Origin of the sequence: Streptomyces albus subsp. albus (assembly GCF_000725885.1) — a bacterium.
Classification (GTDB): Bacteria; Actinomycetota; Actinomycetes; order Streptomycetales; family Streptomycetaceae; genus Streptomyces; species Streptomyces albus.
Genome location: NZ_JODR01000006.1, coordinates 132,262 through 152,636 on the forward strand (window position 1 = coordinate 132,262; position 20,375 = coordinate 152,636).

A 20,375-nucleotide genomic window follows, 5' to 3' on the forward strand; every position below is an offset into this window, starting at 1 on the left:
CCGTTACCCGGGCCGACCGGGTGGCGCGGCCGGCGGTGCACGGCCTGATCGCCGCCGACGTTCCCGCACGGTGCCAGGTGCGCTGTCCTACTCGCCATGGGTCAGATATCCCGAGTCTTCCCGTTTCGGCTGGGACCCGTGGGCGGGCGCCGGTTCCCACACGGCTCGGGGCAGATGACTCACTACACCGCGGTCCGGGCCCCTGTTCGATGACGTCCGTGCCTACGGGACAGGAGGTAGCGGAATGTGCCGTATCTACGGCCATTTCAACGCGGTGGTGCCGTCCGACGACCTGGCCCGGGTCGGGAAGCTCCAGCTGCACGGCGGCCCCGACTGGCAGGGCTGCGCGATCGGCCCCACCTGGTCGCTGGGCAGCAACCGGCTCGCCGTCATGGATCCCGCCGGGGGACGCCAGCCCTACCGTCCCGCGTCCGGCGCCGTCCACGTCGTCCTCAACGGCGAAATCTACAACCACAACGAACTGCGCAACAGCCTGGGCGCGTCCGGGTACCGGTTCACCGACCGCTGCGACGGTTCGGTGCTCCCCGCGCTCTACGAGCTGTACGGTGACGCGTTCGTCGACCACCTCGACGGCATGTACGCGATCGCCGTGCTGGACCTGCGCGCGGAGCCGAGGCTGGTCCTGGCCACCGACCATCTGGGGATGAAGCCCCTCTTCTACCACTGGGACGAGCGCCGGGGCGCCTTGTACTTCTCCTCCGAGATCCCGGCGCTCCTCGCCTTCCCCCAGGTTCCGGCCGACAGGTGGACACCGGGGCTGGACGCCTACCTGGCGACCAGGACACCGTTCGGCGAGCGGACGATGTTCCGCGACGTCTCGGTGCTGCCGCCCGCCGTCACGGCTGTCTGCGACCTCTCGCGGGGGCTGCGCGTGGGGCGCCGGTCCCCCGGTGCCTCTCACGCCGGGCACCGTGACGGTGAGGTGCGCGATGTCCTGCGTCAGGAGGTCGACGCACTGCTGGAGGCGGACGTGCCCGTCGCCTCCATCACCTCGGGGGGCCTGGACTCCAGCCTCGTGACGACCCTCGCCACCGGCAAGGTGCCCGAACTGCACACGTTCAACATCGCCTACACGGGGACGTGGCCCGACGACGAGCGGCACTTCGCCCGTGCGGTCTCCGACCACGCCGGCGCCCGGTACCACCAGGTGGAGCTGGATCCCGTGCGGCTGCCCGAGCTGCTGCCGCACGTTGTGCGGCATCTGGGCCAGCCCAACGCCGACCCGATCACGGTGAGCAGTTACGCCCTGTTCGCGGCGGTGCGGGAAGCCGGGTTCACCGTCGCACTGACCGGCGACGGCGCCGACGAGGCGTTCGGCGGCTACCGGCGCATGCGGAACGCCGCCGAGGCCGCCGCGGCGGGGAAGCCCTGGTACGAGGACTACCTCGACGAGTTGGCGGTGCTGCCGGCGAGGCTGCGCGGGCGGCTCTACACGGCCGACTACGCCGCCGCGCTGGGCGCCGCGCCGGCGATCCCGCAGGAGGCGACCGGCATCCTGCGGTCGGGGCCGGGCAGCGTGCTCGATCGGATCACCTCGTTCGAGCTCGGGTACCGCCTGCCCGCGTACCACCTCAGGCGGGTCGATCACCTGAGCATGGCCAGCGCCGTCGAGGTCCGGCTGCCGTTCTGCCAGCAGAGCGTCGTACGGCAGGCACTCCGGCTCCCCGACCGGTCACGCATCCACGGCGGCGCGGTCAAACGCGCCCTGTACGGCGCCGCCCGCGGCGTCCTCCCGGATGCGGTGCTCGCGCGCGAGAAACAGCCGTTCACCCTGCCGGTCTCGGCCATGCTCGCGCCCGGCTGGCCGCTGTGGGACTACGCCCGTGACCTGCTGGCCGCCGGCCGGCTGCGGCAGGCGGGCGAGATCGACCCGCGCGCCGTGGAGCGGCTGTTCGCGCGGCAGGCCGCCCGCCCGGACGGCACCACGGCCCTGACATTGTGGGCGCTGCTGGTCTACGAGATCTGGCGCGAACAGTTCGGCTCCGCGCCCCCTCCCGCGCCGTACCGCGAGCACAAGGTCGTGGTGTCATGATCGGACACGTCGTCTACGCCCACGGGAGCCCCTGCCCCACCCTGGTCCTCGACGCCCGCCGGCTGCCCGGGGACGACGAGCAGCTGCTGGACCGGCTCTCCTCGGCCAGGAAGTGGCTAGATGCGGCCGGCGCCGGGCATGTGCTGAAGATCGCCCTGGTGGAACCCTCCCCGCACCCGCTGTTCGACCTGGACTACCGGTTCGTGCAAGCGCTTCCGCGCTCGCCTGCCGCCTTCGACCTGCGGGGCTCGTGCGGGCACTCCGTCCTGTCGTCGATCGTCGCCGGCGCCGAGTCGGGTCTGCTCCCCCGTCTGACCCCCGGTATGCGGGTGCGCGTGATGGTCCGCAACAACGGTGACCACATCGTGTGCGAGACCGCCGAGGCCCGCCGGGAATCGGCCCTGTTCGACGTCCACTTCGTCCAGTCGCCCCCCACACCGCTCAGCGAGCTGCTGCTGGCCGGATCGGCCACCACGACGGTCGAGGCCGACGGGCGGCCGGTGCCGGTCTCCCTGGTGTCCATGGGGAATCCGTACGTCTTCGTGGCGGCGTCCGCTCTCGGTCTGTCGAGCACGGCCGAGCTGTTCGCCGACGATCCGCGGCTGTTCGACCGGCTGGTGCGCATCCGGCGTGCCACTGCGCGGCTGCTCGGCTGGCCCGCGGACGGTGCCTTCCCGAAGGTGGCGGCGGTCATGGCCGGGGCCGGCGGGCGGATCGCCGTCCGCGCCGTCTCGGTGCCCGGCTGGCACCCGACGATCGCGCTGACCGGGGCCGCCTGTGTCGCGGCGGCCGTCCGGATCGAAGGCACGGCGCCGTGGATCGCGGCCCAGCAGGCGGGTGTGCCCGACGGCACGGTCGACATCGTCACCTCCGGCGGACTGTCGAGCGTGACCTCGGCGGTGCGCGACGGCGTGCACGAGCCGGAACTGACCTGGATCACGGTCCGCGGCAAACGCACGACAACCCTCGGTTCGTTTCCCATCGAGCCCCTCGCCAGCCTCCAGTCGAAGGAAATCACCGCATGTCTGTCACTTTCCAGGTGATCGACCCCGAAAGCGCGCTGCCGGCCGACCTCGTCGAGCGCCTCGACGAGGCGGCCGGGCGCAGCGCGGCAAGCGGCCGGCCCGACGAGAAGCTCCTCGCCGAGCTGGGGCAGGCCGGCATGTTCGGTGTGGCCGTCCCCGCCGAGTACGGCGGGTCCGGCGGGGACGCCCGGCTGATCAACCACGTCGTGGCGGAGGTCGCCCGGGTCAACCCCTCGGCGGCGATCATGCTGTTCCAGCATTACGCGGTCAGTGCCCGCATCGTCGAGTGGGGCGAGCCGGCGCAGCGTGCCAGGCTGCTGCCGGCGCTGGCCAAGGGCGACCTGCTCGCCGCCTCCGCGTGGAGCGAGCCGGGAGCGGGCGCGGCGAAGAAGCGTCTGAGCACGACCGCGGTCAGGCTGCCGGACGGGCGCTGGCGGCTGAGCGGAGCCAAGTCGTTCACCACCAGCGCGGGTGTGGCGGGGATCTATCTGATCCTGGCGCGCACCTCGGAGACTGTGGAGGAGTCCGGTGGCGGCTACGGTTCGGCCGGCCAGACGTTCTTCCTGGTGCCGGCCGACGACCCGGGCCTGCGTCCCGACCAGAGCCTGGATCTGATCGGCATGCGCGGCTCGGCGACCGGCTTCGTCTCGCTGCACGACTGCGTGGTCGGCGACGAGAACCGGCTCGGTCCGCTCGGCGAGGCCACCAGCATCATCGCGGGGGTGCGCCGTACGGGGGCGACGCTGGGCGCGGTCTCCCTCGGCATCGCCGCCTCCCTGCTGGACCTGGCGGTCGAGCAGATCCACCGGCGTCCTCAGCCGCCGGACGGCGTCACCCGCTTCCGCCTGGTCGATCTGGCCACCCGCGTCGAGGCGGCACGCGCCCTGGTGGAGCGGGCCGGACGGCGGGACGCCGACGATCCGGGCATCACCACGCTGCACAGCAAACTGTTCGCGACCCACACGGCCGAGCAGGTCGGGGTGGAGGTGGCGCGCCTGCTGGGCTCGGGGGGATACGTCGTGGGCAACCGCGTCAACCGGTTGATGGCCGACGCCCGCGCGGTCGCCCACATGGGGCCGACCAACGATCTGTGCCGAGAGCTGGTGGGCGCCGCATGGCTGGGGTGAACGCGCAGCTCGCGGTGGTCAACGGGCGGCTGGTGACCCCCGAGGGGGTCCGTTCCGGTGTGCTGCTCGTCGCGGACGGGCGGATCAGCGGGATCACCGGCGCCGCGCCCCGCGGTGTCCCCGTCCTGGATGCGGCGGGCGGGTACGTGCTGCCCGGGCTGATCGACTCCCACGTCCACTTCCGCACGCCCGGCCTGGAGCACAAGGAGGACTGGGAGCACGGCAGCCGTGCCGCCGTCGCGGGCGGTGTGACCACGGTGCTCGACATGCCGAACACGGTTCCGCCGACTCTCGACCCGGACGCCGTGGTCGCCAAGGCGCGGCGGATCACCGGCCGTTCGCTCGTCGACTTCGCCTTCCACATCGGTGCGGACCCGTCCCGTCCGGAGATCCTGGCCGGTCTCGATCCGGCCGTCGCCCGCAGTGCGAAGGTGTTCATGGCCGGGCACCACACCGCCCCCACCGTCATCAGCGACCCGGTGCAGCTCGACAAGGTGTTCGCCGCCGCGGCCACCTCCGGGGTGCGGCTCGTGCTGCACGCCGAGGACCAGCGGCTGCACGATCTGCTGGACACCTGGCGGGGCGGTCCGCCCGACGCCTACCGCGACTACGAACGGTGGCGTCCGCGCAGCAGCCCCATCTCCGCCGTCGTCCGGGTACTCGAACTGGTGCGGCGCCACGGCACCGAGGCGCACATCCTGCACCTGTCGAGCGCGGACGAGGCGGATCTCGTCGCCGCCGCTGCCGCCGACGGGCTGCCGGTCACCTTCGAACTGACGGCCCACCACCTGTCGTTCACCGACGCCGACACGGCACGCGGGGGCGCACGCACCCGGCTGGCCCCGGCGATCCGCGGAGCACACGACCAGGACCGGCTCTGGGCGGCGCTGCGGGCCGGTGAGGTGGCGACGCTGGGCAGCGACCACGCGCCGCACACCAAGGCGGAGAAGGAACTCCCCGTCGCCGAGGCGCCGCCGGGCCTGCCCGGTGTGCAGGAGCTGGCCACCGCGGTGTGGACCGGAATGCGCCGGCGCTGGCCCGACGAGGACCCGGACACCGCGATCCGCCGGCTGGCGCTGCACATGGGAGAACGTCCGGCCGGTCTGTTCGGCCTGACGGGCAAGGGGCGGCTCGTGGCCGGAGCCGACGCCGACCTGGTGGTCTTCGACCCGGAGCGCCGCTGGATGCTGTCCGCGGCGGACGTCGCCGCCAAGTGCGGCTGGTCCGCGTACGAGGGCTGGACGTTCACCGGGCAGGTGCGGGTGACCGTCAAAGCGGGGCGGGTCGTCTACGACCGGGAGAAGGGCAGATTCGGTGCGCCCGCGGGACGCTGGCTCTCGCCGCTGGGCCGGGAGAAGGGGCGGGCCTGCAATGGCTGAGCAGACCGTGACGATAGCGGGCGGCGGGATCGGCGGGCTGGCCCTGGGGGTGGCGCTGCGGCGCTCGGGGCTTCCCGTGACGGTCGTCGAGCGGGCCGCGGCCGTCAAGGACGCGGGGGCCGGCCTCGTGCTGTACCCGAACGCGTTGCACGCGCTGGAGCGGATCGACGGGGCGCTGGCCGGTGCGGTCAGGGCCGCCGGCCACGTCCCGGAGCCGGACGAGGTGCGACCGGTGCTGGACACCGCCGGCTCGGTCGTCAGCACCGATCCGGTGGGCGAGCTGGCCGCGCGGTTCGGCGCCCCGCAGGTTTCGCTGCTGCGCACGACGTTGCAGTCCCTGCTGCTCCGTCATGCGGTCGATGCCGGTGTGCGGATACTGCACGGGACCAGCGTGACCGGCTGCACCGACCGGGGGGACGAGGTCGAGGCCGCACTGTCCGGCGGGGACACACTGACAGGTGCGGCGCTCATCGGCGCCGACGGGCTGCACTCGGTGGTGCGGCGGTGTCTGCTCGGCCAGGAACCGCCCCGCTACTGCGGTTACACGACCTTGCGGGGCCGCTCGCCGGCGCCCAGGGAGTACCCGCACGGCTTCATCGTCACCGGGGTGGGCGTCGGAGTGTTCGCCGCGCCCATCGGTCCGGGGCGGTTGTACTGGACGGCGAAGGTGGCCGCACCGGCCGGTACGTGGCCCGCAAAGCCTCCCGGCCGGGCGTGGGCCGATCTGCTGGCGCTGATGGCCGACTGGCACCCGGCGCTCGTGGACGTGGTACGCCGCACGGACCCGGACGCGCCGGTCGTGGTCACCGACATCAACGACCGTGTACCGGTGACCGGCTGGAGCCGGGGCCGCGTCGGGCTTCTCGGCGACGCCGCGCATCCGATGTCCCCGGGTGCCGGGCAGGGCGCCGGCATGGCGCTGGAGGACGCGGCCGTACTGGGCGACCTGCTCGGCCCCGGCGCCGACGTCCCCGAAGCGCTGCGGCGCTACGCCGGCCGGCGGGCACCGCGGACCGCCGCCGTCGTCAGGCTCTCGCGGCTGCGCGACCACGTCGTGCACGGCGAGCGGGGCGAGTTCAGCACGCACGACGAAGAGCTGACCGATCTGTTCGGCTGGCGCGCCGCATCCTCCCTCGCGACCGAGTGAGGCGGCCACCGCGCCGGGCCGGTACCACAAGCAACGGACGAGTGGAGGGCGGACTGTCATGACATCGGAGACGACCCACTGGAACGACGTCGGCATCGACTACGACAAGGTGCTGGGCACCGACGCGTCCAATGTGGCGCTGTTGTCGGCGGCGGTTGACCAACTGCCCGCGGGGGCACGGGACATCCTCGACATCGGGTCGGGCACCGGGCGGCTCACCTCGCTGTGCCGCACGGCGCTGCCCGAGGCACGGATCGTCGGTGTCGACCCCGCCCCCGCCATGGTCGAGGAGGCGGAGGCCAAGTTCGCGGACGATCCGCTCACCTCGTTCCGGCACGGGGTGGCAGAGGATCTGTCGGGTCTGCCGGACGCGAGCTTCGACGTGGCGATCAGCAGTTTCGCCCTGCACCATCTGGAGCTGGGCACCTATCCGAAGGCGGCTGCCGAGCTGCTGCGGGTGCTGCGTCCGGGCGGGGTGTTCATCAACGCGGACCAGTTCTGCCGCGTGATGGGGCCGGCCGGCAGCAAGGAGCGGGCCACGGACGTCCTCGCGCTGCTGACCGACAAGGCGAAGTACTACCTGCGGGAAGCCAGCTTCGAACGGATGCTGCTCCAGATCGATCTGCTGCCGCGGTTCCTGCGGGAGGACGGGGAGATCCTCACCACCCCCGAGTTCTGGAGGGACCATCTGCTCGACGCCGGGTTCGCCGAGGCCGACATCGTCGCCACCGAGCCGGTCGAGTTGTTCAACCGGGTGATCGTGGCGCGGAAGGCACCGGGCGCGGCGAGCTGACGGGCCGACGTGGTGGTGAGGGGCGCGGCCGGCCGTCGCACCGCCACGTCACCGTCCGGCTCAGTGGCCGAGGCCGGCCTGCCGGGCCCGGACCGCCGCCTCGGCACGGTCGACGAGGTGCAGCTTGGCGAAGATGCGGGACAGGTAGTTGCGCACCGTCTTGATGGACAGGCCGAGTTGTTTGGCGATCGCCGCCGTGCCCAGACCGTCCGCGACGAGTTCGAGGACCTCCAGCTCCCGGTCCGTCAGCTCGGGGAAGGGCTTGGCCGCTCCGGCGGGCTGTGCCAGGTGATCGGTGACCCATCCGGAGGTGCTGGAGTCGAAGACCAGGCCGCCGGACTGGACGATTCTGATGGCCAGCACGAGGTCCTGGGAGGGTGCGCCCTGCGACAGGTAGCCGCGGGCTCCGGCGCGCATGGCGGCCAGGAAGGCCTCCCGGTCGTCGGCGATGCTGACGATCAGTACGGCGGTGCCCGGGCAGCGTTCGACGATGGGGGTGATCACATCCACGAGGGGGGCGCTCGGCGGATTGACGTGGAGCAGCACCACGTCCGGGCGCAGCCGGTGGATCGTGGCCACCGCGTCGGGTCCGGTGCCGACGTCCCCGACCACTTCCAGTGCGTCGACGCCGTCGAGCAGGATTCGCAAACTCGACCTGTATACCGGGCGGTCTCCCGCGATCAACACGGTGACGGAATCAGCACGCGCAGGCTTCTCAGCTACTTGGTCGAGCACGTTGTTCCTCCCCCAGACGCCCGAACACAGCTCGATCGACAATCGATCACAATACCAAAAAAGAACGTGCAGCACGGCATATGCAATGAACATGGGATTCCGGTTGTGCCGCCCCCTTAAGAGAGGCGTGCAGACCGCGGCTATGCCGCAGGTGAGCAGGTGTCACGGTGCCGCCCGGGCGCTCCGCCCCCATCTCGGCGCGCTGCTCGGCCGCGTACTCATTCCAGAAATCCCATAGGACAGCGGGCATCTGACTCACGACAGGAACAGTGCACGCTGAGAGGATTCCTGAGTTCCCACCGACCTTTATTTTGCCTTCTCTTTGCGGGATGCCAGGTGTTCATACGGCACACATTCAGGTATGCGCAGTTGACGCGGGAAAGCGTCATTCACCCTTCAACGACCGTAACGGTAATGACATCGGTTGCCGCAGTCACCGGGAATATCCGCATCCGACGCGACCCCGACGGCGTGAGACCGCATCGCTTTCCCCGGCACAACGGATCCGACGGGGGAAGTGCGCGGGCCCTCCCGGCGGACGCTCCCGGCTCCGGCACCCGAGCCACCCGGCCGAACGGCCACCGACTCCGCCGCCCCGTACTCCACCGGCCGGCCCTCAAGTCGGCCGGAAACAAGCGCACCGGCAACGATACCGCTCCCCTCCACCGCCCGACTCGTGCTACCAATCTTCCAAAGTCCTTTGGAATTTGGGAGTAAAGCGAATGGCATCCCGTACGGACCCGCAGACCAGTCCCCCGACAGTCACCCGAGCCGCCACCGACTCGGCGGACACCTCCGCACGGCGCCGCCGGACGGTATGGCTGCTGGCCGCGCTGGTGATGGTGTCCCTCAATCTCAGGGCGCCGATCTCGGCGGTGTCGGCGCTCCTGACCCCCCTCGTGTCCGACCTGGGCCTCTCGGGCTGGGGTCAGACCCTGCTGACGGTGCTGCCGACGGTCTGCCTGGCCGTGTTCGCCTTCGCGGGCCCCGCGCTGGTCCGCCGACTGGGCGAGGAACGGCTGGTGGCCGTCTGCCTGATCGTGCTGCTGGCCGGCGACCTCCTGCGGATGGTGCGCGCACAGGCCGCCCTCTTCCTCGGCACCCTCTTGGTGGTGGCGGCCATCGGGGCGATCAACGGGGCCATTCCCGGCCTCATCAAACGGGAGTTCGGCCAGCGGCTCGCCCCCGTGATGACGCTCTACACGATCGTGCTCACCCTGGGAGCGGCCGGCGCCTCGGCACTCGCTCCCCGGCTCGGCGGCGACCACGGCACCCACTGGCTCGCCTCCCTCGCCTGGATCACCGTCCCGGTGGCTGTCGTCGCCTGTGTGACCTGGCTGCCCGGCATGCGGCGGCGTGCCGCATCCGGCGGCCGGGCGCGGATCCCCAGCGCGCTGTGGCGGGACGGACTGGCCTGGCAGACCACCGCGTTCTTCGGCTTCATGGGTCTGTCCTTCTACTTCGTCCTCGGCTGGCTGCCGACGGTCTGTCACGAGCGCGGCATGTCACTCGCCCAGGGCGGACTCGTCCTCGCGGTCACCTCCCTCATCCAGGTGGCCGGCTCGCTCGGGGTCCCGGCGCTCATCCGGCGGATGCCCGACCAGCGGGGCGTCGCCGTCATCGTCGGGGTGCTCAACGCCGGCGGGCTCATCGCACTCATGGCCGCACCGATCTCCGTCGGCGCCTGGATCGCCGCCGCCCTGCTCGGCCTCTCCCAAGGCAGCGGGTTCACACTGGGACTCACCCTGATCGGGCTGCGCGCCAAGGACGCCGACACGGCCGTCGGACTGTCCGGCATGGTGCAGGGCGTCGGCTACCTCATCGCCATCCTGGGACCGCTCGGCGGCGGGGCGCTGCTGACGAGCTCCGCCGGGCTGACGGCGGCACTCGTCCTGCTGCTGGTCGTCACCGCCGGCGAACTGGCCGCGGGCGTGGGCGCCGGCCGCAACCGGCACGTCCTGGAACCGGCCGCGGCCCGTACCGGCACCGCGCGAGAGGTCTGACATGCCCGAACTCGACACACAGACGCTGACCGCCCCGATCTACACGGAACTGGCCCGGGTCGGCAAAGTGCTGGCCAACCCCCTCCGGCTGCGCCTGCTCGATCTGCTCGACGCGCGGGAACGCACCGTCGAACAGCTCTCCCGCGAGTCCGGTATCCCGTTGAAGAACACCTCCGCCCAGTTGCAACAGCTGCGCTCCGCCCACCTCGTCAGCAGCCGCAAGGACGGCACCCGTGTGCTGTACCGGCTGGCCGACGACGAGGTGGGCCGGTTCCTCGGCGTGTTCCAGGAGTTCGCCCGGCGGCGGCTGGCAGACCTGCGCAGCGCCATCTCCGACGGGCTCGGCGACCTGAGCGAGCTGGAACCGGTGACCGCCGAGGAGCTGACCACCCGGCTCGGCGACGGCGCGCTCGTGATCGACGTACGCCCGGCCGACGACTACGCCATGGGGCACATCCCCGAGGCCGTCTCCCTCCCGTCCGAGCAGCTGCTGAGCAGAATCGGCGAACTCCCGGACGACGCCGAGATCATCGCGTACTGCCACGGCCCGTACTGCGTGACCTCGGCCGCGTGCGTCCAGCTCCTCCGGGAACAGGGCCGGCAGGCGCGCCACCTCGAGGGCGGCCTCACCCACTGGCACCGCACCGGAAACCCGCTGCACACCGGGGCCGGCTCATGAGGCCGGGCCGGTGTGCCCCACCGAAGAGAGGGCAACCATGCGCATACGAGGAAGTCACGTGGCCGTCGTGGGCGGCAGCATCGCCGGCTGCGCCGCGGCCGTCGCCCTGGCCCGGGCGGGGTGCGAGGTCACCGTGTTCGAACGCAGCCGGGGCGGGCTGCGCGACCGCGGCGCCGGTATCACGCTTCCCGCGTCGCTCCACGGTGAACTGCTGGATGCGGGATACCTGAGCCCCGGCATGCGGGTGCTGCGACGCGACGAGCTGATCTGGCTCACCCGCGACGGACGGTCCCCCGACGGCCGGATGGTCGGCCGGCAGCCCTATCCGTCCATCATGGCGAGCTGGGCACTGGTCTGGCGCGGGCTGCGCAGACAGGTGCCGGACAGCGCCTACCGCGAGGGGGCGGCCGTCACCGGTGTGCGGCAGGTGGGCGACGGCGTGGAGGTGTGGGTGAACGGCCGGTCCGCGGGGCGGTACGCGGTCGCCGTCGGCGCCGACGGTTACCGGTCGACCGTGCGGCCGGCCGTCGCCCCGGAAGCGGCCGTCCGGTACGCCGGGTACGGCCTGTGGCGCGGCGACCACCCCGCCGACCGGGGCGCGGACGGCCCGCGGTCACCGTTGCTGGACGACTTCGTCGCCGTCGGCTTCCGCGGCGGCCACGCCGTCTTCTACCGCATCCCCGACGCCGGAAGTGACGGGTACCGGCAGAACTGGGCGCTGTACGGAAGCGTGCCGGACGCCCTGTACCCGGACGGGAAGGCCGCGCCCGTGCCCCGCGGACAGGTGACCGGAACCGCCGCCGCCCACCTCCACGAACTCATCGCCGGGGAGCTGCCGCCCACATGGGCCGACACGGTGCGCCGCACGGAACTGCACGAGCTGTCGATCAACCCCATGTACGACACCACGGTCTCGCGTTACGCCAAGGGCCCGCTGCTGCTGGCCGGTGACGCCGGGGCCATCGCACGCCCGCACACCGGCGCCGGCGCGGTCAAGGCGATCCAGGACGCCTGTGCCCTCGAACGCGTCTGCCAGGCCGGCGAAACCTGGCCGGAAGCCCTGGCCGCCTTCGACGCCGAGCGGCGCGGCGCGGGCAACGCCCTCACCGAACTGGGCAAGCACCTCGGCCGGATGCGTGTGGAGGACTCCCCCGACTGGCCCGCCCTCACCCCGGACGACTTCGCGTCCTGGCTGCACGCCAACACGCACGGCTGGCAGAGCGCGTACGACCCGGCCTGACCCGCGGCGACACGGCGAGCGCCGCCGGGAGCACGTCCACCGTCCAGCACCGTCCCCAGGAGGAAGAGATGTTCACCCTGCCGCCCATCACCCTGCCCGGCATCGACGACTACGCGGCGGCCCACTCGGCCCCGGACCCGGACGCGCTGAGGGTCGTTCCCGAGAACGACCTGGGCATGGGGCACCTGATCAGCGGTCAGCTCGTGGGCGGGCTGCTGCGCATGCTCATCCACACCATCCGGCCGCGGCTGGTCCTCGACATCGGCACCTTCACCGGCTACTCGGCGCTGTCGATGGCGGTGGCACTGCCCGAGGGCGCCCGCGTGATCAGCTGCGAGGTCGATCCGGAACGGGCCGAGGTCGCCAGGAAGCACATCGCCGAAGCCGGCTTCTCCGACGTCATCAGTGTGCGGGTGGGCTCCGCGCTCGACACCGTCGCTGGGATCGACGAACCGCTCGATCTGGTGTTCATCGACGCCGACAAGCCGAACTACCACAACTACTACGCCGCGACGCTGCCGAAGCTCTCCCCGCGGGGCCTGATGGTGTGCGACAACACGTTGTGGCGCGGGGAGATCATCGACGCCGGCAGCACCGACCCCGACGTCCGGGCGCTCCGGGCGTTCAACGACGCCGTGGCCGCCGACCCGCGGTGCGAATCCGTGATGCTCACCGTGCGGGACGGTGTCACCCTCATCCGGCGCGTCTGAGGGCGGCGGGCCTCACGGCTCCGTCAGCCGGGCCACCAGTTCTCCGGGGGCGATGAGCCGGTAGGCGTCGACGACGAGTTCGCGCACCTCGTCCCAGTCGACCGGCACGTCGAGGTAGACACCGACCCAGTGCCGTCCGCCGTAGGGCGGGGAGAAGAACCGGTCGGGTTCGGCGGCGACCATGGCCTCCTTGGCACCTGCCGGTGCCGGCACCCAGAAGCTCTGCCGGCCTGCCGGGTGCCGCTCGGAGATCTGCGCCAGTGTCCGCCGCCGGACCCGCCAGGCCGGTTCACCGTGATGGTTGGTGCCTTCGGCCACCTCGGGGAGGGCCAGGCACAGCTCGCGCAACCGCGTCACGTCGTCCTCGGTCATACGGCGATCGTCTCACCCCGCCGCGCCGCGACGGCCGGCTATCGGGGAAGCATGGCGCGGCGCCCCGGTGCGGCGGAGGACTGCATGCTCATCCCGCCGTCGACGACGAGGAGTTGGCCGGTGAGGTAGCGGGACTCGTCGGAGGCGAGGAAGACCATGGTGTGGCCGATGTCCTCGGGCGAGCCCAGGTACGGGAGGGCGTTGCCCTTCTTCAGCGAGGTGACGACCTCTTCGGGCAGGTTGTTCTCCAGGGCCGGGGTCACGACCGCGCCGGGGGCGACGGCGTTGCAGCGCACGCGCTGCGGTCCGTACTGGACGGCGATCGACTTGGTCATGCTGACCACCGCGGCCTTGACGGCGCCGTAGGAGGTCTGGAGCACGTCGCCGACCAGGGCGGCGACGGACGCCGTGTTGATGACGGAACCGCCGCCGGCCCGGATCATGTGGGGCACCGCGTGCCGGGCGCCCAGCAGGGTGCTGCGCATGTTGAGGGCGACGGCCCGGTCGAACTCGTCCATGTCCATGCGCAGCAGGTCGAGGTCCTTGCGCGGGTCGGTGCCGCCCACGTGGTTGCACAGGACGTGCAGGGCGCCGAACTCGGTGACGGCCGCGGCCACCATGCCGGCGACCGAGTCCTCCTCGGTGACGTCCACCGTCAGGGGCAGCGCCCGGCCGCCGGCGGCCTCGACCAGCCCGGCGGTCTCCTCGGCGCCGTCGCTGCTGCGGTCCGCGACGACGCGGGCGCCTTCCCGGCTCATCAGCACGGCTGCGGCTCTGCCGATTCCGCTGCCCGCACCGGTGATGACCGCGACCTTGTCCTTGAGTCGTTCCATGGGGTGTTCCTTGTCCGTCGTGCGTGGGTCCGCGTACGCCGTGCACTGTGCGCCGGCCGGCGTGCGGGGCTGTTCAGGGTTGTCCGGCGGCGGCCTGCGGGTCCGCCCGGGCCGGCCCGTCGTTCTGCGCCGTCGCGGGGCGGCGGACGCGGGGTACGGCGAGGGTGAGGAGGAGTGCACCGGCCGCGGCGCACATCGCGACGAGGTAGGTGAGCCGGAAGCCGTGCTCGGTCGGTACCTCGGCCGGGCCGAGCCGCATCGTCGAGTTGGCCAGTATCGCGGCCATCACCGCGCTGGAGGTGGAGGTGCCGATGGACCGCATCAGCGCGTTGACCCCGTTGGCGGAGGCGGTCTCCGTCACCGGGACGGCGTCCATGACCAGGGCGGGCATCGCCGCGTAGGCGATGCCGACCCCGGCGCTGACGAGCATCGCGGTGACGACGATCTGCCACACCTGGGACATCAGGAAGAGTCCGGCGCCGTAGCCGAGTCCGATGACGGCGGCGCCGGTGAGCAGTGTGGTGCGGGCTCCGTGCCGTGCGGTGAGGCGGGCGGACACGGGTGACAGGGCCATCATCACCAGGCCGCCCGGGGCCAGGGCGAGGCCCGCCGCGAGGGTGGACCGGCCGAGCCCGTACCCGGTGGCCTCGGGTGACTGGAGCAGTTGCGGCAGGGTCAGCGACATCGCGTACATGGCGAAGCCGACGAGCACGGAGGCGAGGTTGGTGAACAGCACGGTCCGCCGCGCGGTGACCCGCAGGTCCACCAGCGGTTGGGCCACACGCAGTTCGTGGACGCCCCACAAGGCCAGGACGGCGGCGCCCCCGGCGGCCAGGCCGAGGGTGGCGGCGCTCGTCCAGCCCCAGTCGCCGCCCTTGGTGACCGGCAGCAGCAGGCACACCAGTCCGGCGGCGAGCCCCAGCGCCCCGGGGATGTCGAAGCGTCCCGGCGCCCGGCGCGGTGAGGCGGGCAGCAGTGCGGCCACCAGCACGAGGCAGACCAGGCCGAGTGCGGCGGCGAGCCAGAACAGGGCGTGCCAGTGGGTGTACTGGACGATGGCCGCGGACAGCGGCAGCCCGATCGCGCCGCCGACACCGAGGGTCGCGCTGACCAGTGCGACGGCGCCGCCGACACGGGCGGCGGGCAGTTCGTCGCGCAGGATGCTGATGCCGACCGGGATCACTCCGGTGGCCAGCCCCTGGAGGGTCCGTCCGGCCACCACCGGTATCAGGCTGTCGGAGACGGCGCACAGGACCGATCCCGCCACGAGCACGGTCAGGCTGGCGACCATGACCTTGCGTTTGCCGTACATGTCACCGAGGCGCCCGGAGAGGGGGGTGACCACGGCCGCCGCCAGGAGGGTCGCGGTGATCGCCCAGGACGCGTCGGACGAGCCGGCGTGCAGCAGGCGGGGCAGCTGCGGGACGATCGGGACGACGAGTGTCTGCATGAGCGACACCACGACGCCGCTCAGGGCGATGACGGCGGTGACCGTGCCCGGTCCGGTGGCACGGGGGGTTCTGGCTGACAACGGGGACTCCTCGGAGCGGCCGGCGCCCGTGCGGGGCGGCGGGGTGCGTGCGGGCGGGGTCACCGGCGGGCCGGGACCCGGTCGGCGGGGTCGGGGCCGGCGAGCAGTTCCCGGCGCAGACGCAGGGCGTCCTTGGGGGCGTTCCAGGCCAGGACGGCGGTGACGCGGCCGTCCTTCCGGTACACGCCGGTGAAACGGTCACGGCCGGGATCGGGGTCGTGGGGTGCGAAGCGCGCGCCGGGAGCGGGCACCCCGTGCACGACGATCTTGTGCGGTCCCTGGTCCGTCCAGAAGAACGGGACGGAGTCGAGCACCTGCGCGTCACCCAGCAGGTTGGCGGCGACGACGCGGGCCTGCTCACCCGCGTGCATCCGGTGTTCCAGGCGCAGCCGCCCGCCGTGGCGCGGCAGGTACCAGGACGCCACGTCGCCGCAGGCGTGGACGCCGGGGGCGGCTGCGCCGCCCGCGTCGCAGCGCACCCCGTCGGTCAGGTCGAGTCCAGTGCCGGCGAGCCAGTCCGTCGCGGGTGCCGAGCCGATGGCGCTGAGCACGGTGTCGGCGGGAAGCCGGGTGCCGTCGTCCAGCTCCACGGTGACCGGTCCCTCCCCCGGACCGGTGTGCCGCGCGTGCACGGCGCTCACGGCACGTCCGGTCAGCACGGTGGCGCCGGCCGCGCGGAGTCGCTCGCCGACGAGAGCACCGACGTGCCCGCCGAGGGCGGGCAGCGGATGGGCGGCGCGGGCCACCAGGGTGACCTCACACCCCAGGGCCAGGGCCGTCCACGCGGTCTCGGTGCCGAGGAAGCCGCCTCCGGCGATGACCAGACGCCGGCCGGCCGTCAGCCGGGCGGCGAAGGCGCGCGCGTCGTCCAGTGTCTTGAGCGTCACGGCGGCACCGGGCCGTCCGGGCAGGGCGCTCGGTGTCACACCGGTGGCGACGACCAGATCGGTGTGGTCGAGGACGGTTCCGTCGTCCAGGGTGACGGTGCGAGCGGCGAGGTCGGCTGCGACCGCGCGGCGGCCCCGGTGCACGGTGGCGAGCCGGTCGAGGTCGCCGGCCCCGGTCAGCCACAGCTGTTCGGGGCGCAGTTCACCGGCGAGGAAGCGTTTGGACAGCGGGGGCCGGTCGTAGGGCGGGTGGTGCTCGGCGCCGACGAGCGTGAGGGCGCCGTCGTAGCCGAGGCGGCGCAGGTGCTGGACGACGGCCGTGCCGGCCGCCGAGGCGCCGACGACGAGGATGTGACGCTTCACCGGCCGCCCACCGTGATGGCCGCTGCCGGGCAGATGCGGGCGGCCTCGGCGGCTGCCTCGCGGTCGGGGCCGGCCGGTTCCTCGGTGAGCAGCACGGCGACGCCGTCCTCGTCCCGTTGGTCGAACACCTCGGGGGCGACCAGGACGCACTGGCCCGCGCCGACGCACTTGTCCTCTTCGATGGTGAGCTTCATGGGTCGGGTCCTCCTACCAGGCGACACGGAGCGAGGCGAAGCCGTGGACACGGCTGTGGGTGTTCAGGTCGAAATCGTCGGGGCCGTCCACCAGGCGCAGCGTGGGGACCCGCGCGAAGAGGGTCTGGAAGGTCAGCAGCAGTTCCAGCCGGGCCAGCGCCTGCCCGAGGCACTGGTGGGTGCCGTGACTGAAGGCGAGGTGTCCGCGAGCGGGTCGGGTGACGTCGAAGACGTCCGGGTCCTCGAACGCCTGCGGGTCGCGGTTGGCCGACGGGAGCGAGACCAGCACGCCGTCCCCCGGACGGAGGGGGCAGCCGGCGACGGTGACCTCGCTGCGGACGGCGAGCTGACGCGGATGCTGGGCGACCGTCAGGAACCGCAGCAGTTCCTCCACGGCGTTCGTCCGCAGGGCCTCGTCGCCGGCCATGAACAGGTCCCGCTGCTCGGGGTGGCCGAGGAACAGTGCGGTGCCCAGGCCGATCATGTTGCCGGTGGTCTCGAAGCCGGCGACGAGCAGCGTCATGGCGATGTTGACGAGTTCGGGCCGGTCGATGGTGCCCGGCAGCAGGTGGTCGCGGGCCAGCTCCGCGAGGATGTCGTCGCCGCCCGTGCGCGCCTTGTCCTGGACGAGGGCGTCGAGGTAGTCGGCGAGTTCGCCGAGGGCGACGCGGACGTCGGCGGGGTCGGCGTCGCCGGCCAGTGCGCGGGCGGCGGCCTGCTGGAAGAAGGCGTGGTCGGCGTAGGGCACACCGAGGAGCAGGCAGATGACCCGGGCCGGTACGGGGCGGGCGAGCAGTGCGACCAGGTCGGCGGGTGAGCCGGCGTCCAGCATGTCGTCGAGGGTGGCGTCGACGACGCGCTGGATGTCCTCGCGCAGGGCGTGCACGCGCTTGACGGTGAAGTGGCGGGTCAGCCGGCGACGCCGGATGAGGTGGTCGGGGTCGTCGCTGCGGATGAGGCTCTCGACCCGGTCGTCGCGCTGCTGGACGTCGGTGGGGCTGAACAGCGGGAAGCCGGGGGTGTCCAGTCGTGCCGAGAACGCCGGGCTGGAGAGCACGGCCTTGGCGTCCTCGTAGCGGGTGACCAGCCGGGGCCGGGCGCCTTCGAGCGCGTGGGTGCGCGGCAGCCCCGGGCGGGCGCGGAGGCCGGCGAACTCGGCGGGCGGGTCGAAGGGGCACGTCCGGGCGGCCGGATAGGGGATCGCGTCCTCGGGCTGGTCTGCGCTCATGCGGGTCTCCATGCCTCGCGTACGTCAGGGGGCGGCGGCACGGGACTCTCGATGAGCACCATGCACACGATGTGCACAGTACACACGGTATGCATGATGCACAAATCTGCGGGCGGGGCCCCCGCACGGCCCGCGGGCGTACGGGATGATGAGAGGGAACCGACGGTGGAGAAGGACCATGGACATGCATGAGCAAGAGCGGCGGCTGAGCGATCTGGAGCGGGAGCTGACCTTGCTGTCCCGGCACTTCGTCGCCGCGCGGGGCCCTCGCATCGGGCAGAGCCTGGAGCGCTCGGCCTACGTCCTGCTCACCCGGCTGGAAGTCGGCGAGCCGCTCACCCTCAAGGAGCTGGCGCACACCTTCCAGGTCGATGTCTCGACGATCAACCGCCAGGTCAGCGCCATGCTGCGGAACGGGCTGGTGGAGCGTATCCCCGACCCCGAGGGGGGAATGGCCCGCAAGTTCCGCCCCACCCCGCTCGGGCTCGAACGCCTGGAGGCCGACCGCGCCATCAGCCGCGCCGGGATGCGGCGTCTCATCGAGGCGTCCGGCTGGTCAGGGCAGCGGACCGAACAGTTCCTCACCCTGCTGGTCGAGTTCAACCAGAGCATCGAACAGCTGGAGGGGCTGACCTGGTCCCGTGCGGCCCGGCCGGAGAACCCGCCGGCCGCCGATTGAGCGCCGCGCACAGGTGCTGCCGCGCCCCCGCGCGCGTCACCCGCGGGGCCGGGGCCTCAGCGCAGTACGGCCGTCATGTCGATCTCGACGAGGACGTTGGCCAGGTCGGCGCCGACCGTGGTGCGGGCGGGATAGGGCGGCGTCAGATGCCGCTCGTAGACGGCGTTGAAGTCGTCGAAGTCCCGGTCGAGATGCTGGAGGTGGACGGTCGCGCGCACCACGTCGGAGAAGCCGAGCCCGTGCGCCTCCAGGACCGCGGCGAGGTTCCGCAGCGTCTGCTCCGTCTGCTCGGTGATCGAGGTGCCCGCCACCCGGCCGGTCACCGGATCGTGCGGACCGAGACCCGAGGTGTGCAGGAACCCGCCCGCCGCGACCGCCTGCGAGTAGGCCCCGACCGGCTGGGGCGCCGCCTGGGTGCTGACGACCTGACGTCTGTCCACGGCAGTGGTCTCCTTCGGCGAACGGTGCGGATGCGGCACTGACCGGCCCGGCGCGTCGGAACCGGCACCCTCGGGCCGTCCGGCGCCGCCCGGGTGCTCGGCACGGGGAGTGGCTGCGGCCCCCTGCGCCCTGCCCGTCCCGGCGCCGAGCACACGTGACACCTCGCGGCCGGCCTCGCGGACGAGGTGGCCCAGTGACGTGAGGGACGCGCTCCGCGCGTCGGCCACCGGCCCCGACAGACCGACCGCGGCGACCGGAACGCCCGCGTGGTCGGTCACCGCGGCATCCACGCCGGCCACCCCGCAGCCGGCGCTCCCGTCCTGGGCGGCGAAGCCGTGGCGTCGTGCCGCGGTGACGGCCGCGCGTACCCGGCGGGCCGCCGCCTCGCCGGACTCACCGCCGCCGGCTGCGGTACGCGCCGCTTCCTCCGCCTCGACGGAGCGGGCCTCGTCCAGTCCGGCCAGCAGCACCCAGCCGGCCGTGTCCGCGTGCAGCGGGCGGCGCGCGCCCAGCCTCGGGCGCACCGGCATGGGGCCACCGCCTTCCACGGCGTCGACCAGCACGGTCTCCGCAGCCTCGCGGATGGTCAACCGGGCGGTGTGGCCGGTTCGTTCGGCCAGCCCGGTGAGCACGCCCCGGGCGGCGTCCCGCAGATCGAGCCGTTCCAGATAGACGCCGCCGAGGTAGGCGGCACGGGAGCCGAGCCGGTAGCGGGCGCGCTCCGCGTCGCGCAGCACCAGCCCGTTGTCGGTGAGCGGGGCCAGCAGCCGCAGCAGGGTGCTCTTGTGCAGCCCCAGCCCCCGGGCGATGTCCGTGAGGGACGCGCCCGCCGGGTCGGGGTGGTCGGCGATGAAGTCCAGCACGGTCAGCGCGCGCCGCAGGGACGAGGAGCGGTTGCGTCCCGCCGCGCCCTGGGTCCCGTTCCCGTCCGCGTCCGCCACCCTGCCCGGTCCCCT

19 protein-coding genes are annotated in these 20,375 nt (G+C 72.7%); 11 read left to right on the top strand and 8 right to left on the bottom strand.

What is annotated here, in order from left to right:
- The first annotated feature begins 244 nt into the window (after positions 1–244).
- From asnB to IO40_RS0107895, 6 genes are read left to right on the top strand one after another with little or no spacing between them, the layout of a single operon-like run.
- The gene (gene asnB, locus IO40_RS0107870) at positions 245–2,053 is read left to right on the top strand and encodes an asparagine synthase (glutamine-hydrolyzing) (protein ID WP_016467117.1); all 1,809 of its coding nucleotides are present in this window, start codon (positions 245–247) and stop codon (positions 2,051–2,053) included.
- Entirely contained in the window at positions 2,050–3,096 is a 1,047-nt protein-coding gene (locus IO40_RS0107875; protein WP_016467118.1) for a PrpF domain-containing protein, read from the top strand. The genes asnB and IO40_RS0107875 overlap by 4 nt, the downstream gene beginning before the upstream one ends.
- A complete protein-coding gene (locus IO40_RS0107880) occupies positions 3,075–4,205 on the top strand; it encodes an acyl-CoA dehydrogenase family protein (protein ID WP_016467119.1) in 1,131 nt (376 codons plus the stop codon). Before IO40_RS0107875 ends, IO40_RS0107880 begins: the two co-directional genes overlap by 22 nt.
- Positions 4,193–5,584 (top strand): dihydroorotase, encoded by a 1,392-nt coding sequence (locus IO40_RS0107885; protein ID WP_031175134.1) that lies wholly within the window; start codon positions 4,193–4,195, stop codon positions 5,582–5,584. The genes IO40_RS0107880 and IO40_RS0107885 overlap by 13 nt, the downstream gene beginning before the upstream one ends.
- Complete coding sequence (locus IO40_RS0107890) at positions 5,577–6,731, top strand: FAD-dependent monooxygenase (RefSeq protein ID WP_016467121.1); 1,155 nt, start codon at positions 5,577–5,579, stop codon at positions 6,729–6,731. Before IO40_RS0107885 ends, IO40_RS0107890 begins: the two co-directional genes overlap by 8 nt.
- Positions 6,732–6,789: 58 nt before the next feature.
- Positions 6,790–7,524, top strand: coding sequence for a class I SAM-dependent methyltransferase (locus IO40_RS0107895; protein WP_016467122.1), 735 nt, complete (start codon positions 6,790–6,792; stop codon positions 7,522–7,524).
- A 60-nt stretch (positions 7,525–7,584) separates the two neighbouring features.
- On the opposite strand, the gene IO40_RS0107900 is transcribed toward IO40_RS0107895, so the two are convergent.
- Positions 7,585–8,352, bottom strand: coding sequence for a LuxR C-terminal-related transcriptional regulator (locus tag IO40_RS0107900; RefSeq protein WP_016467123.1), 768 nt, complete (start codon positions 8,350–8,352; stop codon positions 7,585–7,587).
- A gap of 629 nt (positions 8,353–8,981) precedes the next feature.
- Between IO40_RS0107900 and IO40_RS0107905 the strand changes: the two genes are divergently transcribed.
- The 4 genes from IO40_RS0107905 to IO40_RS0107920 all read left to right on the top strand — a co-directional run bounded on the left by IO40_RS0107905 (position 8,982) and on the right by IO40_RS0107920 (position 12,891).
- Positions 8,982–10,262, top strand: coding sequence for an MFS transporter (locus tag IO40_RS0107905; protein ID WP_016467124.1), 1,281 nt, complete (start codon positions 8,982–8,984; stop codon positions 10,260–10,262).
- Position 10,263: 1 nt separating this feature from the next.
- Complete coding sequence (locus IO40_RS0107910; RefSeq protein WP_031175136.1) at positions 10,264–10,941, top strand: ArsR/SmtB family transcription factor; 678 nt, start codon at positions 10,264–10,266, stop codon at positions 10,939–10,941.
- Positions 10,942–10,999: 58 nt separating this feature from the next.
- Entirely contained in the window at positions 11,000–12,181 is a 1,182-nt protein-coding gene (locus IO40_RS0107915) for an FAD-dependent monooxygenase (RefSeq protein ID WP_051173434.1), read from the top strand.
- Between the two features lie 68 nt (positions 12,182–12,249).
- Positions 12,250–12,891 carry an O-methyltransferase gene (locus IO40_RS0107920; protein WP_016467127.1) on the top strand — a complete coding sequence of 214 codons (642 nt, stop codon included), beginning with the start codon at positions 12,250–12,252 and terminating at the stop codon, positions 12,889–12,891.
- Positions 12,892–12,903: 12 nt separating this feature from the next.
- Here IO40_RS0107920 and IO40_RS0107925 read toward each other — a convergent pair whose 3' ends face one another.
- From IO40_RS0107925 to IO40_RS0107950, 6 genes are all read right to left on the bottom strand, one after another.
- Positions 12,904–13,263: an MmcQ/YjbR family DNA-binding protein gene (locus IO40_RS0107925; RefSeq protein ID WP_016467128.1), complete on the bottom strand. Its 360-nt coding sequence runs from the start codon at positions 13,261–13,263 to the stop codon at positions 12,904–12,906.
- 38 nt (positions 13,264–13,301) lie between these two features.
- A complete protein-coding gene (locus tag IO40_RS0107930; protein ID WP_031175138.1) occupies positions 13,302–14,096 on the bottom strand; it encodes an SDR family NAD(P)-dependent oxidoreductase in 795 nt (264 codons plus the stop codon).
- A 73-nt stretch (positions 14,097–14,169) separates the two neighbouring features.
- Positions 14,170–15,627 (bottom strand): MFS transporter, encoded by a 1,458-nt coding sequence (locus IO40_RS0107935; RefSeq protein ID WP_031175139.1) that lies wholly within the window; start codon positions 15,625–15,627, stop codon positions 14,170–14,172.
- Between the two features lie 59 nt (positions 15,628–15,686).
- Complete coding sequence (locus IO40_RS0107940) at positions 15,687–16,877, bottom strand: NAD(P)/FAD-dependent oxidoreductase (RefSeq protein WP_031175140.1); 1,191 nt, start codon at positions 16,875–16,877, stop codon at positions 15,687–15,689.
- Positions 16,874–17,071 (bottom strand): ferredoxin, encoded by a 198-nt coding sequence (locus IO40_RS0107945; RefSeq protein WP_016467132.1) that lies wholly within the window; start codon positions 17,069–17,071, stop codon positions 16,874–16,876. The genes IO40_RS0107940 and IO40_RS0107945 overlap by 4 nt, the downstream gene beginning before the upstream one ends.
- 13 nt (positions 17,072–17,084) lie before the next feature.
- Positions 17,085–18,299 (bottom strand): cytochrome P450, encoded by a 1,215-nt coding sequence (locus tag IO40_RS0107950; RefSeq protein WP_033229258.1) that lies wholly within the window; start codon positions 18,297–18,299, stop codon positions 17,085–17,087.
- Between the two features lie 184 nt (positions 18,300–18,483).
- Between IO40_RS0107950 and IO40_RS0107955 the strand changes: the two genes are divergently transcribed.
- Positions 18,484–18,978: a MarR family winged helix-turn-helix transcriptional regulator gene (locus IO40_RS0107955; RefSeq protein ID WP_031175142.1), complete on the top strand. Its 495-nt coding sequence runs from the start codon at positions 18,484–18,486 to the stop codon at positions 18,976–18,978.
- A gap of 56 nt (positions 18,979–19,034) precedes the next feature.
- Here the strand turns inward: IO40_RS0107955 and IO40_RS39775 are convergent, their stop codons facing one another.
- Complete coding sequence (locus IO40_RS39775; RefSeq protein ID WP_078659736.1) at positions 19,035–20,360, bottom strand: Rid family hydrolase; 1,326 nt, start codon at positions 20,358–20,360, stop codon at positions 19,035–19,037.
- Between the last annotated feature and the right edge of the window lie 15 nt (positions 20,361–20,375).